The organism is Novosphingobium sp. KACC 22771, assembly GCF_028736195.1.
In the GTDB taxonomy this organism is placed as follows: Bacteria; Pseudomonadota; Alphaproteobacteria; order Sphingomonadales; family Sphingomonadaceae; genus Novosphingobium.
The window spans coordinates 3,254,590-3,269,033 of record NZ_CP117881.1; the positions used below are offsets into that span (position 1 = coordinate 3,254,590).

Sequence of the window (14,444 nt, forward strand, 5' to 3'; positions counted from 1 at the left end):
TGTCGAAGGGTCCTTATTGGGTGGCCGCGCAGATGGCATAGCCAAAGGCGGGCAGCCGGATCGTCGCGCTGCCCGGCGCGGCGGGTGCGGCGGGGCATGGGCCGGACAAGGTTTTAAAGCGCCGGGTGGCGCTCTCTATGGCAACCTGCGCGGTGATGGGTTGGTCCGATGTGTTGAAGGCCAGCAGCACCTCGGCCCCGGTTTTCGGATCAAGGCGCGAGACGGCAAACAGGCCCGGCCCCTCGCCCGAGGCGCGCAGGAGTGTCCGCCCGCCCCACAGCGCTGGAGTAGAGCGGCGGATCTGCGCAAGGCGAGCGATGGCCTGATAGAGCGGATGGGCGGGCGTGAAATTGGCGGTGGCGGTGGTCGAGGATGTGCCCACCAACGCGTCCTGATTATATTCGGCAACCTTGCTGGCGAACATGTCCTGACGCGAGGATTGATCGCCCCCGCGCCCGGCAAAGCCCTGTTCGTCGCCATAATAGATCGTGGGCACGCCGCGCAGCGTCAACAGCATGGCATGGCCCAGCAGATCGCGCGCCAGCCATTCGGCCGCCCCGATCCCCGGCTTTGCCTCACGCAGGGCCATGGCGAAACGGCCATTGTCATGGTTGCCAAGGAAAGTGGGCAGGCGCAGCGCCCCCTTTGGCCCATACAGCGCATCATCCTCGACCATGCGGGCCAGTTCCTGCGAACCAGTCTTGCCCCCGGCGGCATCGGTGGCTGCGCGCATGAAGGCAAAATCCAGCACCGCAGGCAGGCCCGCGCGATGCACCCATCCGGCCAGCAGCGCCGGATCATAATCGCCGGTCGCCACCTCGCCAAAGATGTGGAAATTGGGGATGCCGCGCGCCCGCGCCCGCGCCTGCATGGCGGGCACAAAGGCGCGCCAGAATTGTGGGTTCACATGCTTGGCCGTGTCGATGCGATAGCCGTCAATGCCGAAACGGTCGATCCAGCTGGCGTAGATCTCGATGAACCCTTGGACCACGCGCGGGTTTTCCGTGGCCAGATCGTCCAGTCCGACGAAATCGCCATATTGCGCGCTCTCGCCCTTCCAATCGGTGTCGCCGCGATTGTGATACCAGATGGGATTGTTGAGCCAGGCCGGGTTTTTGACCTTCTCCTCGCCGCGCGGCACATAGGGCGTATAGGCAAAGGCGGGATCGGTCATATGCGCCCAATTGGCGGGGCGCGCATCATCGTCGCCCGTAAACCCGGCATTGATCGGCGCGCCCGTCACCCCGCCCCGGCGCAAAAAGGGATAGTCAGCCTTGGAACGATAGGGCGCGGCGGCATCGCCTGCCTCGCGGTACTGGATGACATCTGCGGTGTGGTTGACGATGATGTCCATATAGACCTTCATCCCCCGGGCATGGGCCGCCTGCACCAGCGCGGCGAAATCCGCGTCGCTGCCGAAATGCGGATCGACATGCAGGAAATCGGTGATCCAATAACCGTGATAGCCCGCGCTTTCCTGGCCCTTGGCCCCCTGCACCGGCTTGTTTTTGAATATCGGCCCGACCCAGATCGCGCTGGCGCCCAGCCCCTGAATATAATCGAGCTTTTCAATCAGCCCTTTGATGTCGCCGCCATGATAGAAACCCTTGTCCGCCGGGTCGAACCCATGGGTCAGGCGGTCGCCCGCAATGCCGCCCGTATCATTTGCCGGATCGCCATTGGCAAAACGGTCTGGCAGGACGAAATAGATAACCTCCTGTTCGGGCGTGCGCGCGCGCAGGTCGGACAGGGGCGTGCCTTGCGCGGCGGATGCCGCCAGCACGGCCAGAGCCATGGTCAGAGCGCGCCTCATGCCATCACCTGTTGCGCCATGGGGGCGGCGCAATGGCGGGCGATATAATCGGCATGGGAAGGATATTGCCCCGCCTCTCTGGTATAGAGCGCCGTGATGAGTTCGAGATAATCGCGCAAATCCGTCTCCGAAATGGCCTCGGCCATGGCATGGCTGCTGGCCGGGATGATGCCCTGTGCGGCCATCACCTGAAACCAGCCGACCTCGCTGAACAATTCCTCACCCTCGCGGAAAATCTGGCCCGAGGCGGCGAAGAGGTCGATTTTGGCGCGCAGGCTGTCCGGCAATTCCACCGCGCGGCAGGCCTGCCAGAACGGCTCATCGCGCCTGTTGGCCCAGTAATGCAGGATGATAAAATCGCGGATCCGCTCCATTTCAAAGGCGAACTGGGCGTTGAAGGCATCGCGCGTGACCTGCGCCACAGGCCCGCCGGGCAGGAATTTGAGCAGGCGCGCAATGCCGGTCTGGATCAGATGGATCGAGGTCGATTCCAGAGGTTCAAGGAAACCGGCGGACAGGCCGATGGCGATGACATTGGCTTTCCACGCCTCGCGGCGGCGGCCGGTGGTGAAACGGATCGGGCGGGGCGTGGTGATCGCGCCGCCTTCAAGGCCCGCGACCAGTTCGTCATGCGCCGCATCATCGGACAGAAAATCGCTGCAATAGACGCGGCCATTGCCGGTGCGATGCTGCAAGGGGATGCGCCATTGCCAGCCCACCGGATGGGCGATGGCGCGCGTGTAGGGCACCAGATCGGCCAGACGCGGGCTTTGCACCGCCATCGCGCGGTCGCAGGGCAGCCAGCGGCGCCAGTCCTCATAGGCCCCGCCCAGCGCCTCGCCAATCAACAGGCCCCGCTGGCCGGAGCAGTCGATGAACAGATCGCCCGCAATCTCGCGCCCATCGGCAAGGCGCAGCAACGCAACGTCCCCGGTCAGGCCATCACGGCGCACATCGGCAATCATCCCCTCGGTGCGCTTGACGCCCCGCGCCTCGGCATGGGCGCGCAGAAAGGCGGCATAGAGCCCGGCGTCGAAATGAAACGCGTGGGGCATGGTCGGCACGGTCTGGGCAGTGATCGGCGCGCCGTCATGCATCCGACCGGCCCGCGCGGCGATGGTGTTGAGCGTATAGGCGCCCGTCTCCTGCGCAAAACCCAGCCGCATGCCCCGCGACCAGAAATGCTGGAACGCGCAAAGGCCCACATCGCGGCCCACATCGCCAAAGGCATGGATATAGCTTTGGCCCGGATGCAGCCATCCATCAAAGGCGATGCCCAATTTATAGGTTGCCTGCGTGGCGCGCATGAAGGCTTTTTCATCAATGCCCAACGCCTTGTTGAACACATTGATATGCGGGATGGTGGCCTCGCCCACGCCGATCGTGCCGATCGCGTCGCTTTCCACCAGTTCGACCGCAAAGCCGTCATCCAGAAAATGACCCAGCGCCGCGGCCGTCATCCAGCCTGCCGTGCCGCCGCCCACGATAACGATGCGCTGTTGTGGCCTTGGGCTCATCCCGCAATTCCCGTTGTATTATTATTGCAAAAGGCGGTTATTGCAAAAGACGGGCGGAGCATGACGCCCCGCCCGCATCCTGTCGCGATCAGAACTTGTAACTGACGCTCAGGTAATAGTCGCGGCCATAGCGCTGATAGTCGATCAACTGGCGCACATCATTGTTCTGATAGGTGATGAAGGGACGGTCGGTCAGGTTCTTGGCCTGAAGCATGACCGACAGGCCGTAGAGCTTCGAGCTGGGCTGGAACTCATAGCCGATCTGGGCATCCACAATCGCTTCGGCCTTGGCCTGACGATAGGTGGGATTGGCCGAAAGGCCCGCCACTTCGGCCAGGAAGGTCGAGCGGAAGCGATAGTTCACCCGCGCCTGGAACCCGTGCTTTTCATAGTAAAGCGCCGCGTTCTGCACCCAGTCCGACAGACCCGGCAGCGTGATCGCCTGCCCCGGATTGCTGGCCAGATAGATCGTGCTGTCGGTGTAGGACAGGCTGCCATAGAAGCCGAAACCGTCGAGCTTGGGCGTGAGCAGCGAGAAGGGCAGCGAGAGCGTGCCTTCCACACCCTTTACATCGCCGTGCCCGGTGTTGGCGGGCGCATTGACCGTGCCCAGCGTGGTGCCCACCGCCGCGCGCTGGGCGGGCGTCAGGCTGCTGAGCGCGGAGGAGAAGTCATAGATGAAATTGTTCGACGGATCGACGAACTGGGTCAGCTTCTTGTAGTAGCCCGCCACCGAGACATAGCCGCCCTTGCGGAAATAGCGCTCCAGCGAGAGGTCGATGTTGGTCGAGTGATACGGGCGAAGCTGGGCATTGCCGCCGGTCGAGCTGAACACCGATTGGCCCGGCGTGGTTGAACCCAGACGAGTGGGGTCGATGTTGAACTCCTGATTGACGCGCAACTGGTCAAGGCGCGCGCGCACCATCGTGTGCGAGGCCGAGAATTTCACGAACATCGACGGGTCCATTTCCACCGACAGGTTCAGGCTGGGCAGGACATTGGTGTATTTCGCGCCGCCCGTGGCCGGATAAAGCGTGACCGCCCCGTTCGAGAAATTCGAGATCGAACCGTCCGAGCTCTGGTTGGTGTGGACCACCTGCGCACCGATGCTGCCGGTCAGGCGCTTGCCCGCCACATCGCCGTCCAGCTTGAGCATGGCATAGCCGGTGATGACATTTTCCGTCACCGAATTGTCGCGCACCAGCGAGACGGGGCGATTGTCATAGGCCGCGTTAAAGCTGTTGTTATACAGATACATCGGATCGAGCGCGAGCATCTTGGGCACGCCCAGATAATCCAGCGCCACCGAACCGAGCACCGCCGCATTGGGCACCGGGGCAAAGGTGGTGGTGCCGCTCGACACGGTGCAATTGGTGCCCGCGCCCTTGGGGCAGAGGAAGTAGGACAGGAAGTTCGAGGTCTTCTTGCGGCGCGAGTAGTTCACGCCCACTTCCCAGCCGGAAATCACATTGCCGCCGCCAAACTTGCCGTCCAGGCTCGCGCGCAGGGCCAGCAGGTCGTCCTTGAAGTTGGGCTTGTTGAGAAAGCCCGCCTGAACCACGGCGGTCGTGCCGTTATAGCCCCAGCCGCGCGGGTCGGTGATGCCGAACAGGCCGGTGTTCGAATAATCCAGCGTCGGCATGATCGAGAAGGTGCCGTTGGGATTGGCGCTGATCTTGAGCGTGTCGGAGGCGCCCGCCGAATTGTATCCGGTGCCGGTATAGGTTTCGAGCAGGAAGTCGGTGCGCTTGGCCGTGCTGTAGCTGGCGTCGAGCGTGATGTGGGTGTCCTCGGCCACGGTCCACACGCCGTTCCACCCGGCCGAGAAATTGTCCGCCGAACGTTCGTTCAGGTCATTGCGCTGCACCGCATGCACGCCGGTCAGCGTGGCGTTGGTGACCAGACCGTTGGTGGTGGTATAGCCCGGCTGGATCGTCGCGCCCGAACCCCATGCCGGGGCAATCGGGAATTCGATCCCGCGCAGGTGCTGGGTTTCCTTGAACTTGGAATAGAGCAGGTCGAGCGTGGAATGGAAATTGTCGCTGGGCGCCCATTCGACCGTCACCACGCCGCCATAGCGCTTGAGCATGTTCGATTGGACATAGGGCTTGGCCCCGCCAAGGAACAGCGCGCCGCCCGCGGCGCTTTCATTGGGAAAGCCCCAGGCGTTGTAGCGTTCGTTCTGCGAAGGGGCATGGGTGGCCGAAAGGCCGATGGCGATGCCCCACTTGTCATCGGCAAATTTGTCGACATAGGCGGCCGAGGCGCGGAAGCCCTTGTTGTCGCTGTCAGGGTTGAGCGCCTTGATGCCGTTCATCTGGCCGCGCAATTGGACGGCAATGATGCGGTCCTTCTGGGCCAGCGGGCGCAGCATGCGCAGATCCACCGTGCCCGACACGCCCGCCGCGATCAGCCCGGCATTGGCGGCTTTGTAAACCACCACATTCTTGAAGAATTCCGACGGATACTGGTCATATTCCACGCCGCGATTGTCGCCCACCGTCACCTGTTCGCGACCGTTGAGCAGCGTGGTGCCGAAATCGGGGCCAAGGCCACGGATCGAGAGGCGCTGGTCGCGCCCTTCCAGACGCTGGGCCGTGACGCCGGGCAGACGGGCCAGCGAGTCCGCGATGGAAACGTCGGGCAGTTTGCCGATGTCTTCGGCCGAAATGGATTCCACGATCACCGGTGAACGGCGCTTGAGCGAGGCCGAGGCGTCGAGCGAGGCGCGGATGCCGGTGACGACGATCGCCTGATCATTGGCCGCAGGCGCGGCTTCCTGAGCCGCGGCCAGCGCGGGAAAAATGAAGGCAGACACGGCGATGCATGCGGCGGACGCACCAAGGCGCCCCGCCTTGAAGCTGCGGAAGCTCATGATATTCCTCTCCTGATCACACCGGCTGCGCATGGATGACACACGGTCCATGCGCGCCGGCTTCGTCCCGGCATAGGGCACCCCTGCCCCTTGGTTCCGGTCAACGTGAAGGCCGTTTACAGCGCAGATGGCCGTGAACAAAAGATGGCATACGTATACCCACTTTATGCGCAATCGGGTAATGATGCTCTAAGGCCACGCAAGAGCCGGTCAGGAGGGCGCGCAATCATGGGGCAAAAACGGTCGAACAGACCCACCAGTTTTGACATCGCCTATCGCGCCGGCGTGTCTCAGCCCACGGTCAGCCGGGCGCTGCGCGGGTCGCGTTCGGTCAGCGCCGAGACGCGCGCAAGGATCGAGGCGATTGCCCGCGAATTGAATTACACGGTCGACAAAAACGCCTCCTCGCTGCGTTCTCAGCGGGCCAACACGATCGCCCTGCTGTTTTTTGAAGAGCCCAGCGAGGATGATTCCCGCATCAATCCCTTCTTTCTGGCCATGCTTGGCTCGATCACCCGGCAATGCGCCAATCGCGGGTTCGACCTGTTGATTTCGTTTCAGAAAATGGAGGATGACTGGCACACCCGCTATCAGGACAGCCACCGTGCGGATGGGCTGATCCTGCTGGGCTATGGCGATTACACGCAATACGAACAGCGCCTGACGGGGCTGGTGGCGCAGGGCACGCGCTTTGTCCGCTGGGGCTCTGTGCGGCCCGACAATATCGGCGCGACCGTGGGCAGCGACAATTTCGGCGCGGGGCGACAAGCGGGCGAACATCTGATCGCGCAGGGCCGCCGCGACATCGCCTTTCTGGGGCAGGCGGATGAGCATTACCCTGAATTTTCCGACCGTTATCGCGGGCTTCAGGCGGCGCTGGCGCACGGCGGTCTGCCGGTGAATCCCGATTTGCAGATCGACGCGCTGACCACCGAGGAATCGGGCTATCTGGCCGCCAAGGCGCTGATTGCGCGGGGGGCGCGGTTTGACGCGATCTTTGCCGGGTCGGACCTGATTGCCATCGGCGCGATGCGTGCGCTCTCCGAGGCGGGCCTGTCGGTGCCGGGCGATGTGGCGCTGATGGGCTTTGACGATATTCCGGCGGCGGGCATGACCAATCCCCCGCTGACCACGATGATGCAGGATCTGAAAGCGGCGGGCGTGTTGCTGATCGAAACGCTGCTGGCCCAGATCGAGGACCGCCCCCTGCCCTCGCCGGTCCTGCTCACGCGGCTGGTGCGGCGGAAAAGCTGCGGGGGGTAAACGGCATCGGGCAAATCGCGCATAAGGTATTCGTATACGTGATTGCCCCGCGCCCCGGTCCATGCAACGCCGGGCGCAACAAACATACCACCACGCGGAAGGGGAAATCATGTCGGGCAAGCCCAAACTTGGCTGGGCCGGGCTGTGCAATGTCAGCTTTGGCTTTTTCGGCATCCAGATCGGCTTTGCCCTGCAAAACGCCAATATGAGCCGCGTTTTCCAGTCGCTTGGCTCCTCGATCGACGATCTGCCCGCGCTGTGGATTGCCGCGCCTTTGACGGGCCTGCTGGTGCAGCCGGTGATCGGGCATCTGTCGGATCGCACGTGGCTGGGGCGGCTGGGGCGGCGGCGGCCCTATTTTCTGACAGGCGCGGTGCTGGCTTGCCTCGCGCTGCTGGTCATGCCGCTGCAAGGGGCGCTGCTGGGCGCGGCCATGCTGCTCTGGCTGCTCGATGCCAGTCTGAATGTGGCGATGGAGCCATTCCGCGCCTTTGTCGGCGATATGCTGGACAAGAGCCAGCATACGGCGGGCTATGCGGTGCAGACCGCCTTTATCGGCGCAGGGGCGGTGGTGGGTTCGCTGTTCCCCTCGCTGCTCGATGCGCTCGGCGTGGCCAATGTCGCGGCGCAGGGGCAGATCCCCGATACGGTGCGCTACAGTTTCTGGGCGGGCGGGGCGATCCTGCTGGCGGCGGTCCTGTGGACGGTGCTGAACACGCAGGAATATTCGCCCGCGCAGATGGAGGCATTTGGCGAGGCACCGGCACCGGAGACCGGCCCCGACCTCGCGCTGGCGGCGCGTTCGCCGTTGGGGGCCTTGCCGTGGATTATGGCGGGCGGGGCGCTGGCGGCCTGCGTGGCGCATTGGGCGCTGGCGAAAGAGCTTTATCTGCTGGCCGGGCTGATGGCGGCCTATGGCGTCGCGCTGATCGCCGCGATCCTGCTGGCGCGCGCAGGGCGGACCACTCTGCTGTCCAGCGTGGTGGGCGATTTTGCCGGAATGCCGCCACTGATGAAGCGCCTCGCGCTGGTGCAGTTCTTCAGCTGGTCCGCGCTGTTCATCATGTGGATCTATACCACGCCCATCGTGGCCCAATATCATTTCGGCACCACTGATCCGGCCAGCCCGGCCTATCAGGCGGCGGCCAATTATGTCGGGCGATTGTTCTCGATCTATAATGGCGTGGCCGCGCCCGCCGCGCTCATCGTGCTGCCATGGCTGGCCCGACGCATCGGCAAGGCGCGCACCCATGCGGTCAGCCTGATGGCCGGGGCGGCGGGTTTTGGCTCCTATCTCGTGCTGCGCGATCCGGCGTGGCTGCAGGTCAGCGAGGTGGCGATCGGCCTTGCCTGGGCCTCGATCCTGGCCATGCCCTATGCGATGCTGGCCTCCAGCCTGCCGCAATCGAAGCTGGGCGTGTCGATGGGCCTGTTCAATGTGTTTGTGGTGGTGCCGCAATTGCTGGTGGCCACGGTCATGCACACAATCATGGATGCCTTTTTCCCCGGCGCGCCGGTGTGGACCATGGGTTTTGCCGCCGCCACGCTGCTGCTCGCCGCGCTGGCCACGCTGACCTTGCCCGGAACAGATGGAAGAGGGGTGGATTGAAGCACCCCCGATTGCAACCTTCGCATCAACGGCTAGTTTGAAAGGCGCAACCACAAGGAACCGCCCACCCATGCCCCCCATGCGCCGTTGGAAAGCCCCCGTCACCCACGCCAGAGGCAATGGCACCCCGTTCAAGACCGTCGCGCTGCTGCTGCAAGGCGGCGGGGCGCTGGGGGCCTATCAGGCGGGGGTTTACGAAGCGCTGGCCGAGCGGGAAATCGAGCCGAGCTGGATCGCGGGCATTTCGATCGGCGCGATCAACAGCGCGATCATCGCGGGCAATGCACCCGAGGCGCGCGTGGGCCAATTGCGCCGATTCTGGGAGGGCGTATCGGGCCGCTCGACCGCATGGGCGCCGTGGCTGGCAACGCTGGGCCTCTCTCATCTGGCGGTGAACCCGCATCTGCGCGGGGCGATCAACCAGATGGCGGCGGGGCAGGTGTTGATGCAGGGGGCGCCGGGTTTCTTCACCCCCCGCCTGATCCCGCCCTTTTTTCAGCCCGACAAGACCGCCGAAGCGACCAGTTGGTATGACACCAGCCATTTGCGCGCCACGCTGGAAAGTCTGGTTGATTTCGACCGCATCAATGCGCGCACCACTCGCTTCAGCGTGGGCGCGGTCAATGTGCGCACCGGCAATTTCAAATATTTCGACAATGCCCAATGCGCGATCCGGCCCGAACATATCATCGCCTCGGGCGCATTGCCGCCCGGATTTCCGGCGGTGGAGGTCGATGGCGAATATTACTGGGATGGCGGGCTGGTGTCGAACACGCCGCTCGACTGGGTGCTGTCCTCCGATTCGCGGCTCGACACGCTGGTGTTTCAGGTCGATCTGTGGAGTGCGCGCGGCCATATGCCCGGCGACATGGCGGCGGTTGCATCGCGGATGAAGGAAATCCAGTATTCCAGCCGCACCCGCGCCGCCACCGACATGTTTCGCGAGCGGCAGGAATTGCGCAACGCCTTCCGCAAACTGGCCGCGACGATGACGCCCGAACAATTGGCCAGCCCCGAGGGCAAGCTGTTGATGGAGGCCACCGATCCGGCGCGCTACACCATCGTGCAGATGGTCTATCAGTCGCCCAATTATGAGGGCGACTACAAGGACTATGAATTCAGCCGTCAGACGATGGAAGACCATTGGCGCAGCGGCTATGAGGACGCCGCCCACACGCTGGCCCAGCGCGAGGTGCTGGAATTGCCGGAGGACCCGTCCGGGCTGGCGGTGTATGATTTCACCAGTCCGGGTGGGGGTAAGAGTTAAGGGGTCTCCGGCGGGCGCTTTTTAAACGCCTCCGGCGGGTAAAGGGACTCGTCCCTTTGCAATCCCGTTACTGTCTTTGTTGCGACTTGACCGCGGCGTGAGAGGCTATGGGATTGAAGGCCGCTTCGCGGCGAAGGGTCAGCGCTGTTCGACGCTGCGGGCTACAGCGACTTCGGCCACCTTACCCGCGTTAAGATCAAGCTGCACATCCCAGGTTGCATAAGTGTCCACCACATCATCAACCGAAATGCGTTCGCGGTAGAAGCAGTCAACCTGACCGTCGCGCTCCGCGCCGCAATGCGCGCCCGCCTGACGCAGCAGCGCCACGCCGCCGCGCGCATCCGCGCCCACCGGCACCGCACGGCGCACCGCTTCATAGCCCGCCTCCGGCGCGCCATTGCGAACATAGGCATTTTCAAACAGATGGAAATCAAGCCCCGGCCCGGCCGCCTGCACAGGCGCGCCAGAAAGCAGCGACACGGCAAAAGCCCAAGCCAAAAGGTTCTTCATGATGATCTCCATGTAAGGAAGCCGACTCCGACGATAATGCGGGGCAGCGGCCAATCGGGGTGGCGCCGATTTACGCCTATTGCCGTTATACTCAAACTCGATTCCTGCACCCGCAGTTGCAAAACCGGTGCGTTTCGGGGGCTGCCGATTGGTTCGCAGTACTCAATGCCGGGCGGGCGGCCTTTGCCGATTTATGAATCTTTAAGCGTTAACCACTAGGGGAAACCATTAGGCATCCCCTCGGATGCGCTTCTTGTCCGCTGAAACAAGGCTCGCCCTACATGCTGCAACCCCAGCCCTTCCTGCGCCGATTGGCCCATGACCGGCGCGGCAATGTGCTGATGCTGGCCTCCTCGATCATGTTCGTGCTGACCGCGCTGATCGGCGGGGCGGTGGATTTAAGCCTTGTCTATCGCGCGCAAAACCGGCTTCAGGGCGCCTGCGATGCCGGTGTGCTGGCCGCCCGCCGCGCGGTGACCACCAATGGACTGGACGCAGCCGCCATCGCGCAGGGCAAATCCTATTTCAACGTCAATTATACCGACGCCCGGCAAGGCACCACAGGCACCGCCTTTGCCCTGACCACGCCGGACAATGGCATCACCGTGAACGGCACGGCCAGCACCACCGTGCCGCTGCGCATCATGGCGCTCTTCGGGCGCTATACCTATAACGTCAGCCTGAGCTGCGGATCGACCCAGAGCATCGGCAATTCCGATATCGTCTTTGTGCTGGACACCACCGGGTCGATGTCGGATTCCTATAACGGCACGGTCAAGATCACCGGGCTGCAAAATGCGCTCAAGAATTTCAACACCACCATCATCAACGCCACGGCCGGCACCAATGCCCGCGTGCGCTACGGCTTTGTGCCTTACAGCAGCTCGGTCAATGTCGGGCGCCTGCTCTACAATCTGAACCCGTCCTATCTCGTCAACACCTATGGCGTGCAGAGCCGGGTGCCGCAATTCGAGACGGTCAATTACGGCGTTTACAGCGGTCGCTCGATCAAAACGTCGGAAGAGGTTTACAGCGCCAACAGTTCGCCCGCCCTCTATTCCAACAGCGCCTATGGCAGCCAGAGCGCCTGCCTTGCGGCCCTCCCCGCCGCCACGGCATGGGCCAATAACGGCTCGGCCACGTCAAGCAGCGGTTATGTTACCACGGGCAGCTATTCCTATTACGCCAATATCAGCAATCAGCCCCGACGCCGTACGCTTTATACCTGCACGCGATCGGGCGACAGCTATTACCAATATTATTACTACAGCAATCTGACGTTCAAAACCTATAACTACACTGGCTTCACCACGCCTGCCACCAGCTCGACAACCAGCGTTTTCGATCATTTTGACTATATGCTGGTCAATCTGGATGTCAGCACGTTCAAGACTTTTGCCACCACCACCACCAATACCGGCACGAACGGCACATCGCTGGATTCCTCGTGGGATGGCTGCATCGAGGAGCGCTACACTGTCTCGGACCCCAGCTTCAGCTACAGTTCGCTGACCGATCGTATTTCGCCCACCAGCGCCACCGATCTCAACATCGACATGGCCCCCACGAGCGATGATGCCACCAAATGGGCGCCGATGTGGCCCGATGTGGCCTATTATCGCGGCACCGGCAGCAGCGCCTCGATCCTGAGCACATCGGGATCACTGGCCAATTCCTATTGTCCGGCCGCCGCCCGCACGCTGGCCCCGATGACCCAGAGCGATTTCACCGCCTACGTCAATTCCTTGACCCCGGCGGGCAGCACCTATCACGACATCGGCATGCTGTGGGGCGCCCGGCTGATCTCCTCCACCGGCCTGTTTGCCAGCAATGTGACCGAAGTGCCCACCAATGGCGGCAATGTCACGCGCCACATCATCTACATGACCGACGGCGAGCCCAACGCGAACTATTCGATCCAGCAGGCCTATGGCATCGAATATCATGACCGCCGGATCACCGACAATGGCTCCAGCAATGATGACAACCGCCACATCGCCCGTTTCCGCGCGCTTTGCGATGCGATCAAGGGGCGCGGGGTACGCATCTGGGTCATCGGCTATTCCACCAGCCTGTCGAGCGACCTGTCCTATTGCGCCTCGCCCGACAGCGGCTTTACCGCCAACAGCGCCAGCGAATTGAACAGCGCGTTTCAGCAGATCGCCAAAACCGCCAGCGCCCTGCGGGTGGCCAGTTGATGGCGCGGGGGCTGGGCCATCTCTGGCGCGACCGGGGCGGGGCCACGGCGGTCGAATATGCGTTTGTTTTGCCCATCCTGATGATCATGCTGATGGGCATCGGCTATTATGGCCAGATGTTCTATGGCCGCGCCCTGCTCAATGGCGCGGTGCGTCAGGCCGCGCGCGACGCCACGCTGGAAAACGCCAACACCACCACGCTGGACCAGAATGTGGCCAAGGTGCTGGCGCCTGCCCTGCCCGGCGTGACGGTCACCTCGACCCGCAAGTCCTATTATGATTTCACCGACATTGGCCGCGCGGAAAAATGGACCGATTCCAACGGCAACGCACGCTGCGACAATGGCGAGCCCTATACCGATGAAAATGGCGACGGATCGTGGAATTCCGACATTGGCGCATCGGGCAATGGCGCGGCGGGCGACATCATCGTCTATACCGCCACGGCCAGCTATTCCCCGATGTTCAGCGTGCCCTTCATGAAAAGCATGTGGGGCAAGGTCACACTGAACGCAACCGCTGTGCGCCGCAACCAGCCCTGGGCCGCGCAGGTCGCCTATGGCTCGGCCACAAGGACCTGTACGTGAGGCCCGGTGCGTTCCTGCGCCGTTTATGGCGCGACGCCTCGGGCGTGTCTATTGTCGAACTGGGCGCCACCATGCCCGTGCTGCTGGTCATCGGGCTCTATGGCATCGAGATGGCGAACATGACCATCACCAGCCTTCAGGTCAACCAGATCGCCATGTCCACCGCCGACAACGCCTCGCGCCTTGAACAGAGCAGCACCTCCAGCGTCAGCCCGACAGTCACCGAGTCCGAGGTCAACTCCGTGCTGACCGGCGCGGTGCAGGAGGGCAAGAGCATCAACCTGAGCACCAAGGGCAAGGTCATCATCTCCAGCCTCGAACTCAATACGACCACCGGCAAGCAATATATCCACTGGCAGCGATGCACCGGCAGCATGACCGCCGCATCGGCCTATGGCGCGGAAAACGCCGTCGTCACCGGCATGGGCCCCACCGGCAATCAGGTGACCGCCGCCAGCGGCATGGCCGTGATGTTCGTCGAGGTCTATTACCAGCAATCCGGCCTGTTCGGATCCATGTTCGTCAAACCGATGACGCTGCGTCAGGAAGCGGCCTTCCTCATTCGCGACTCGCGCAATCTGACCGCTGGGCTGTCGGGGACCAAGACGGCGACTTGCTGATCGGGGGTTTTGGTTTTTTGGAGTTTTGCCTCCGGCGGGCAAAGGGCGGGGGCCCTTTGCAATCCCGTTAATGGGGTGGTGTGTGGTTTGCGGCTTTGGGTTTCGGGCGGGGTTTTGAAAGCCTGCGGCGCGGAAAGGCTGCGCCAAAAGCGCCGCAGGCTCTAAAATCACAACATCGCGTCCCT

At 62.9% G+C, this 14,444-nt stretch carries 10 protein-coding genes; 6 read left to right on the top strand and 4 right to left on the bottom strand.

Translation table 11 applies throughout. The annotated features are described in order from the left end of the window. Window positions 1-13: 13 nt before the first annotated feature. From PQ467_RS14915 to PQ467_RS14925, 3 genes are all read right to left on the bottom strand, one after another. Window positions 14-1,813: an alpha-amylase family glycosyl hydrolase gene (locus PQ467_RS14915; RefSeq protein WP_443192954.1), complete on the bottom strand. Its 1,800-nt coding sequence runs from the start codon at window positions 1,811-1,813 to the stop codon at window positions 14-16. Continuing rightward, window positions 1,810-3,330 carry a tryptophan halogenase family protein gene (locus tag PQ467_RS14920; protein ID WP_274174158.1) on the bottom strand — a complete coding sequence of 507 codons (1,521 nt, stop codon included), beginning with the start codon at window positions 3,328-3,330 and terminating at the stop codon, window positions 1,810-1,812. Before PQ467_RS14920 ends, PQ467_RS14915 begins: the two co-directional genes overlap by 4 nt. Before the next feature lie 88 nt (window positions 3,331-3,418). Beyond that, the gene (locus PQ467_RS14925) at window positions 3,419-6,205 is read right to left on the bottom strand and encodes a TonB-dependent receptor (protein WP_274174159.1); all 2,787 of its coding nucleotides are present in this window, start codon (window positions 6,203-6,205) and stop codon (window positions 3,419-3,421) included. Window positions 6,206-6,433: 228 nt separating this feature from the next. Here PQ467_RS14925 and PQ467_RS14930 point away from each other — a divergent pair, with 228 nt between their 5' ends. The 3 genes from PQ467_RS14930 to PQ467_RS14940 all read left to right on the top strand — a co-directional run bounded on the left by PQ467_RS14930 (window position 6,434) and on the right by PQ467_RS14940 (window position 10,344). Continuing rightward, the gene (locus PQ467_RS14930) at window positions 6,434-7,468 is read left to right on the top strand and encodes a LacI family DNA-binding transcriptional regulator (protein WP_274174160.1); all 1,035 of its coding nucleotides are present in this window, start codon (window positions 6,434-6,436) and stop codon (window positions 7,466-7,468) included. A 109-nt stretch (window positions 7,469-7,577) separates the two neighbouring features. Further along, entirely contained in the window at window positions 7,578-9,077 is a 1,500-nt protein-coding gene (locus PQ467_RS14935; RefSeq protein ID WP_274174161.1) for an MFS transporter, read from the top strand. A 70-nt stretch (window positions 9,078-9,147) separates the two neighbouring features. Then, complete coding sequence (locus tag PQ467_RS14940; protein ID WP_274174162.1) at window positions 9,148-10,344, top strand: patatin-like phospholipase family protein; 1,197 nt, start codon at window positions 9,148-9,150, stop codon at window positions 10,342-10,344. 138 nt (window positions 10,345-10,482) lie between these two features. Here the strand turns inward: PQ467_RS14940 and PQ467_RS14945 are convergent, their stop codons facing one another. Continuing rightward, entirely contained in the window at window positions 10,483-10,854 is a 372-nt protein-coding gene (locus tag PQ467_RS14945; RefSeq protein WP_274174163.1) for a hypothetical protein, read from the bottom strand. A 281-nt stretch (window positions 10,855-11,135) separates the two neighbouring features. Between PQ467_RS14945 and PQ467_RS14950 the strand changes: the two genes are divergently transcribed. From PQ467_RS14950 to PQ467_RS14960, 3 genes are read left to right on the top strand one after another with little or no spacing between them, the layout of a single operon-like run. Beyond that, window positions 11,136-13,052 carry a TadE/TadG family type IV pilus assembly protein gene (locus tag PQ467_RS14950; protein WP_274174164.1) on the top strand — a complete coding sequence of 639 codons (1,917 nt, stop codon included), beginning with the start codon at window positions 11,136-11,138 and terminating at the stop codon, window positions 13,050-13,052. Beyond that, window positions 13,052-13,639 carry a TadE/TadG family type IV pilus assembly protein gene (locus PQ467_RS14955; RefSeq protein WP_274174165.1) on the top strand — a complete coding sequence of 196 codons (588 nt, stop codon included), beginning with the start codon at window positions 13,052-13,054 and terminating at the stop codon, window positions 13,637-13,639. Before PQ467_RS14950 ends, PQ467_RS14955 begins: the two co-directional genes overlap by 1 nt. Further along, window positions 13,636-14,259 (top strand): TadE/TadG family type IV pilus assembly protein, encoded by a 624-nt coding sequence (locus PQ467_RS14960; protein WP_274174166.1) that lies wholly within the window; start codon window positions 13,636-13,638, stop codon window positions 14,257-14,259. The genes PQ467_RS14955 and PQ467_RS14960 overlap by 4 nt, the downstream gene beginning before the upstream one ends. Window positions 14,260-14,444 lie beyond the last annotated feature (185 nt).

Coding starts and splice junctions, on each gene's coding strand:
- PQ467_RS14915 (WP_443192954.1), bottom strand. CDS start 1,813: ATGAGGCGCGCTCTGACCATGGCTCTGGCCGTGCTGGCGGCATCCGCC.
- PQ467_RS14920 (WP_274174158.1), bottom strand. CDS start 3,330: ATGAGCCCAAGGCCACAACAGCGCATCGTTATCGTGGGCGGCGGCACG.
- PQ467_RS14925 (WP_274174159.1), bottom strand. CDS start 6,205: ATGAGCTTCCGCAGCTTCAAGGCGGGGCGCCTTGGTGCGTCCGCCGCA.
- PQ467_RS14930 (WP_274174160.1), top strand. CDS start 6,434: ATGGGGCAAAAACGGTCGAACAGACCCACCAGTTTTGACATCGCCTAT.
- PQ467_RS14935 (WP_274174161.1), top strand. CDS start 7,578: ATGTCGGGCAAGCCCAAACTTGGCTGGGCCGGGCTGTGCAATGTCAGC.
- PQ467_RS14940 (WP_274174162.1), top strand. CDS start 9,148: ATGCCCCCCATGCGCCGTTGGAAAGCCCCCGTCACCCACGCCAGAGGC.
- PQ467_RS14945 (WP_274174163.1), bottom strand. CDS start 10,854: ATGAAGAACCTTTTGGCTTGGGCTTTTGCCGTGTCGCTGCTTTCTGGC.
- PQ467_RS14950 (WP_274174164.1), top strand. CDS start 11,136: ATGCTGCAACCCCAGCCCTTCCTGCGCCGATTGGCCCATGACCGGCGC.
- PQ467_RS14955 (WP_274174165.1), top strand. CDS start 13,052: ATGGCGCGGGGGCTGGGCCATCTCTGGCGCGACCGGGGCGGGGCCACG.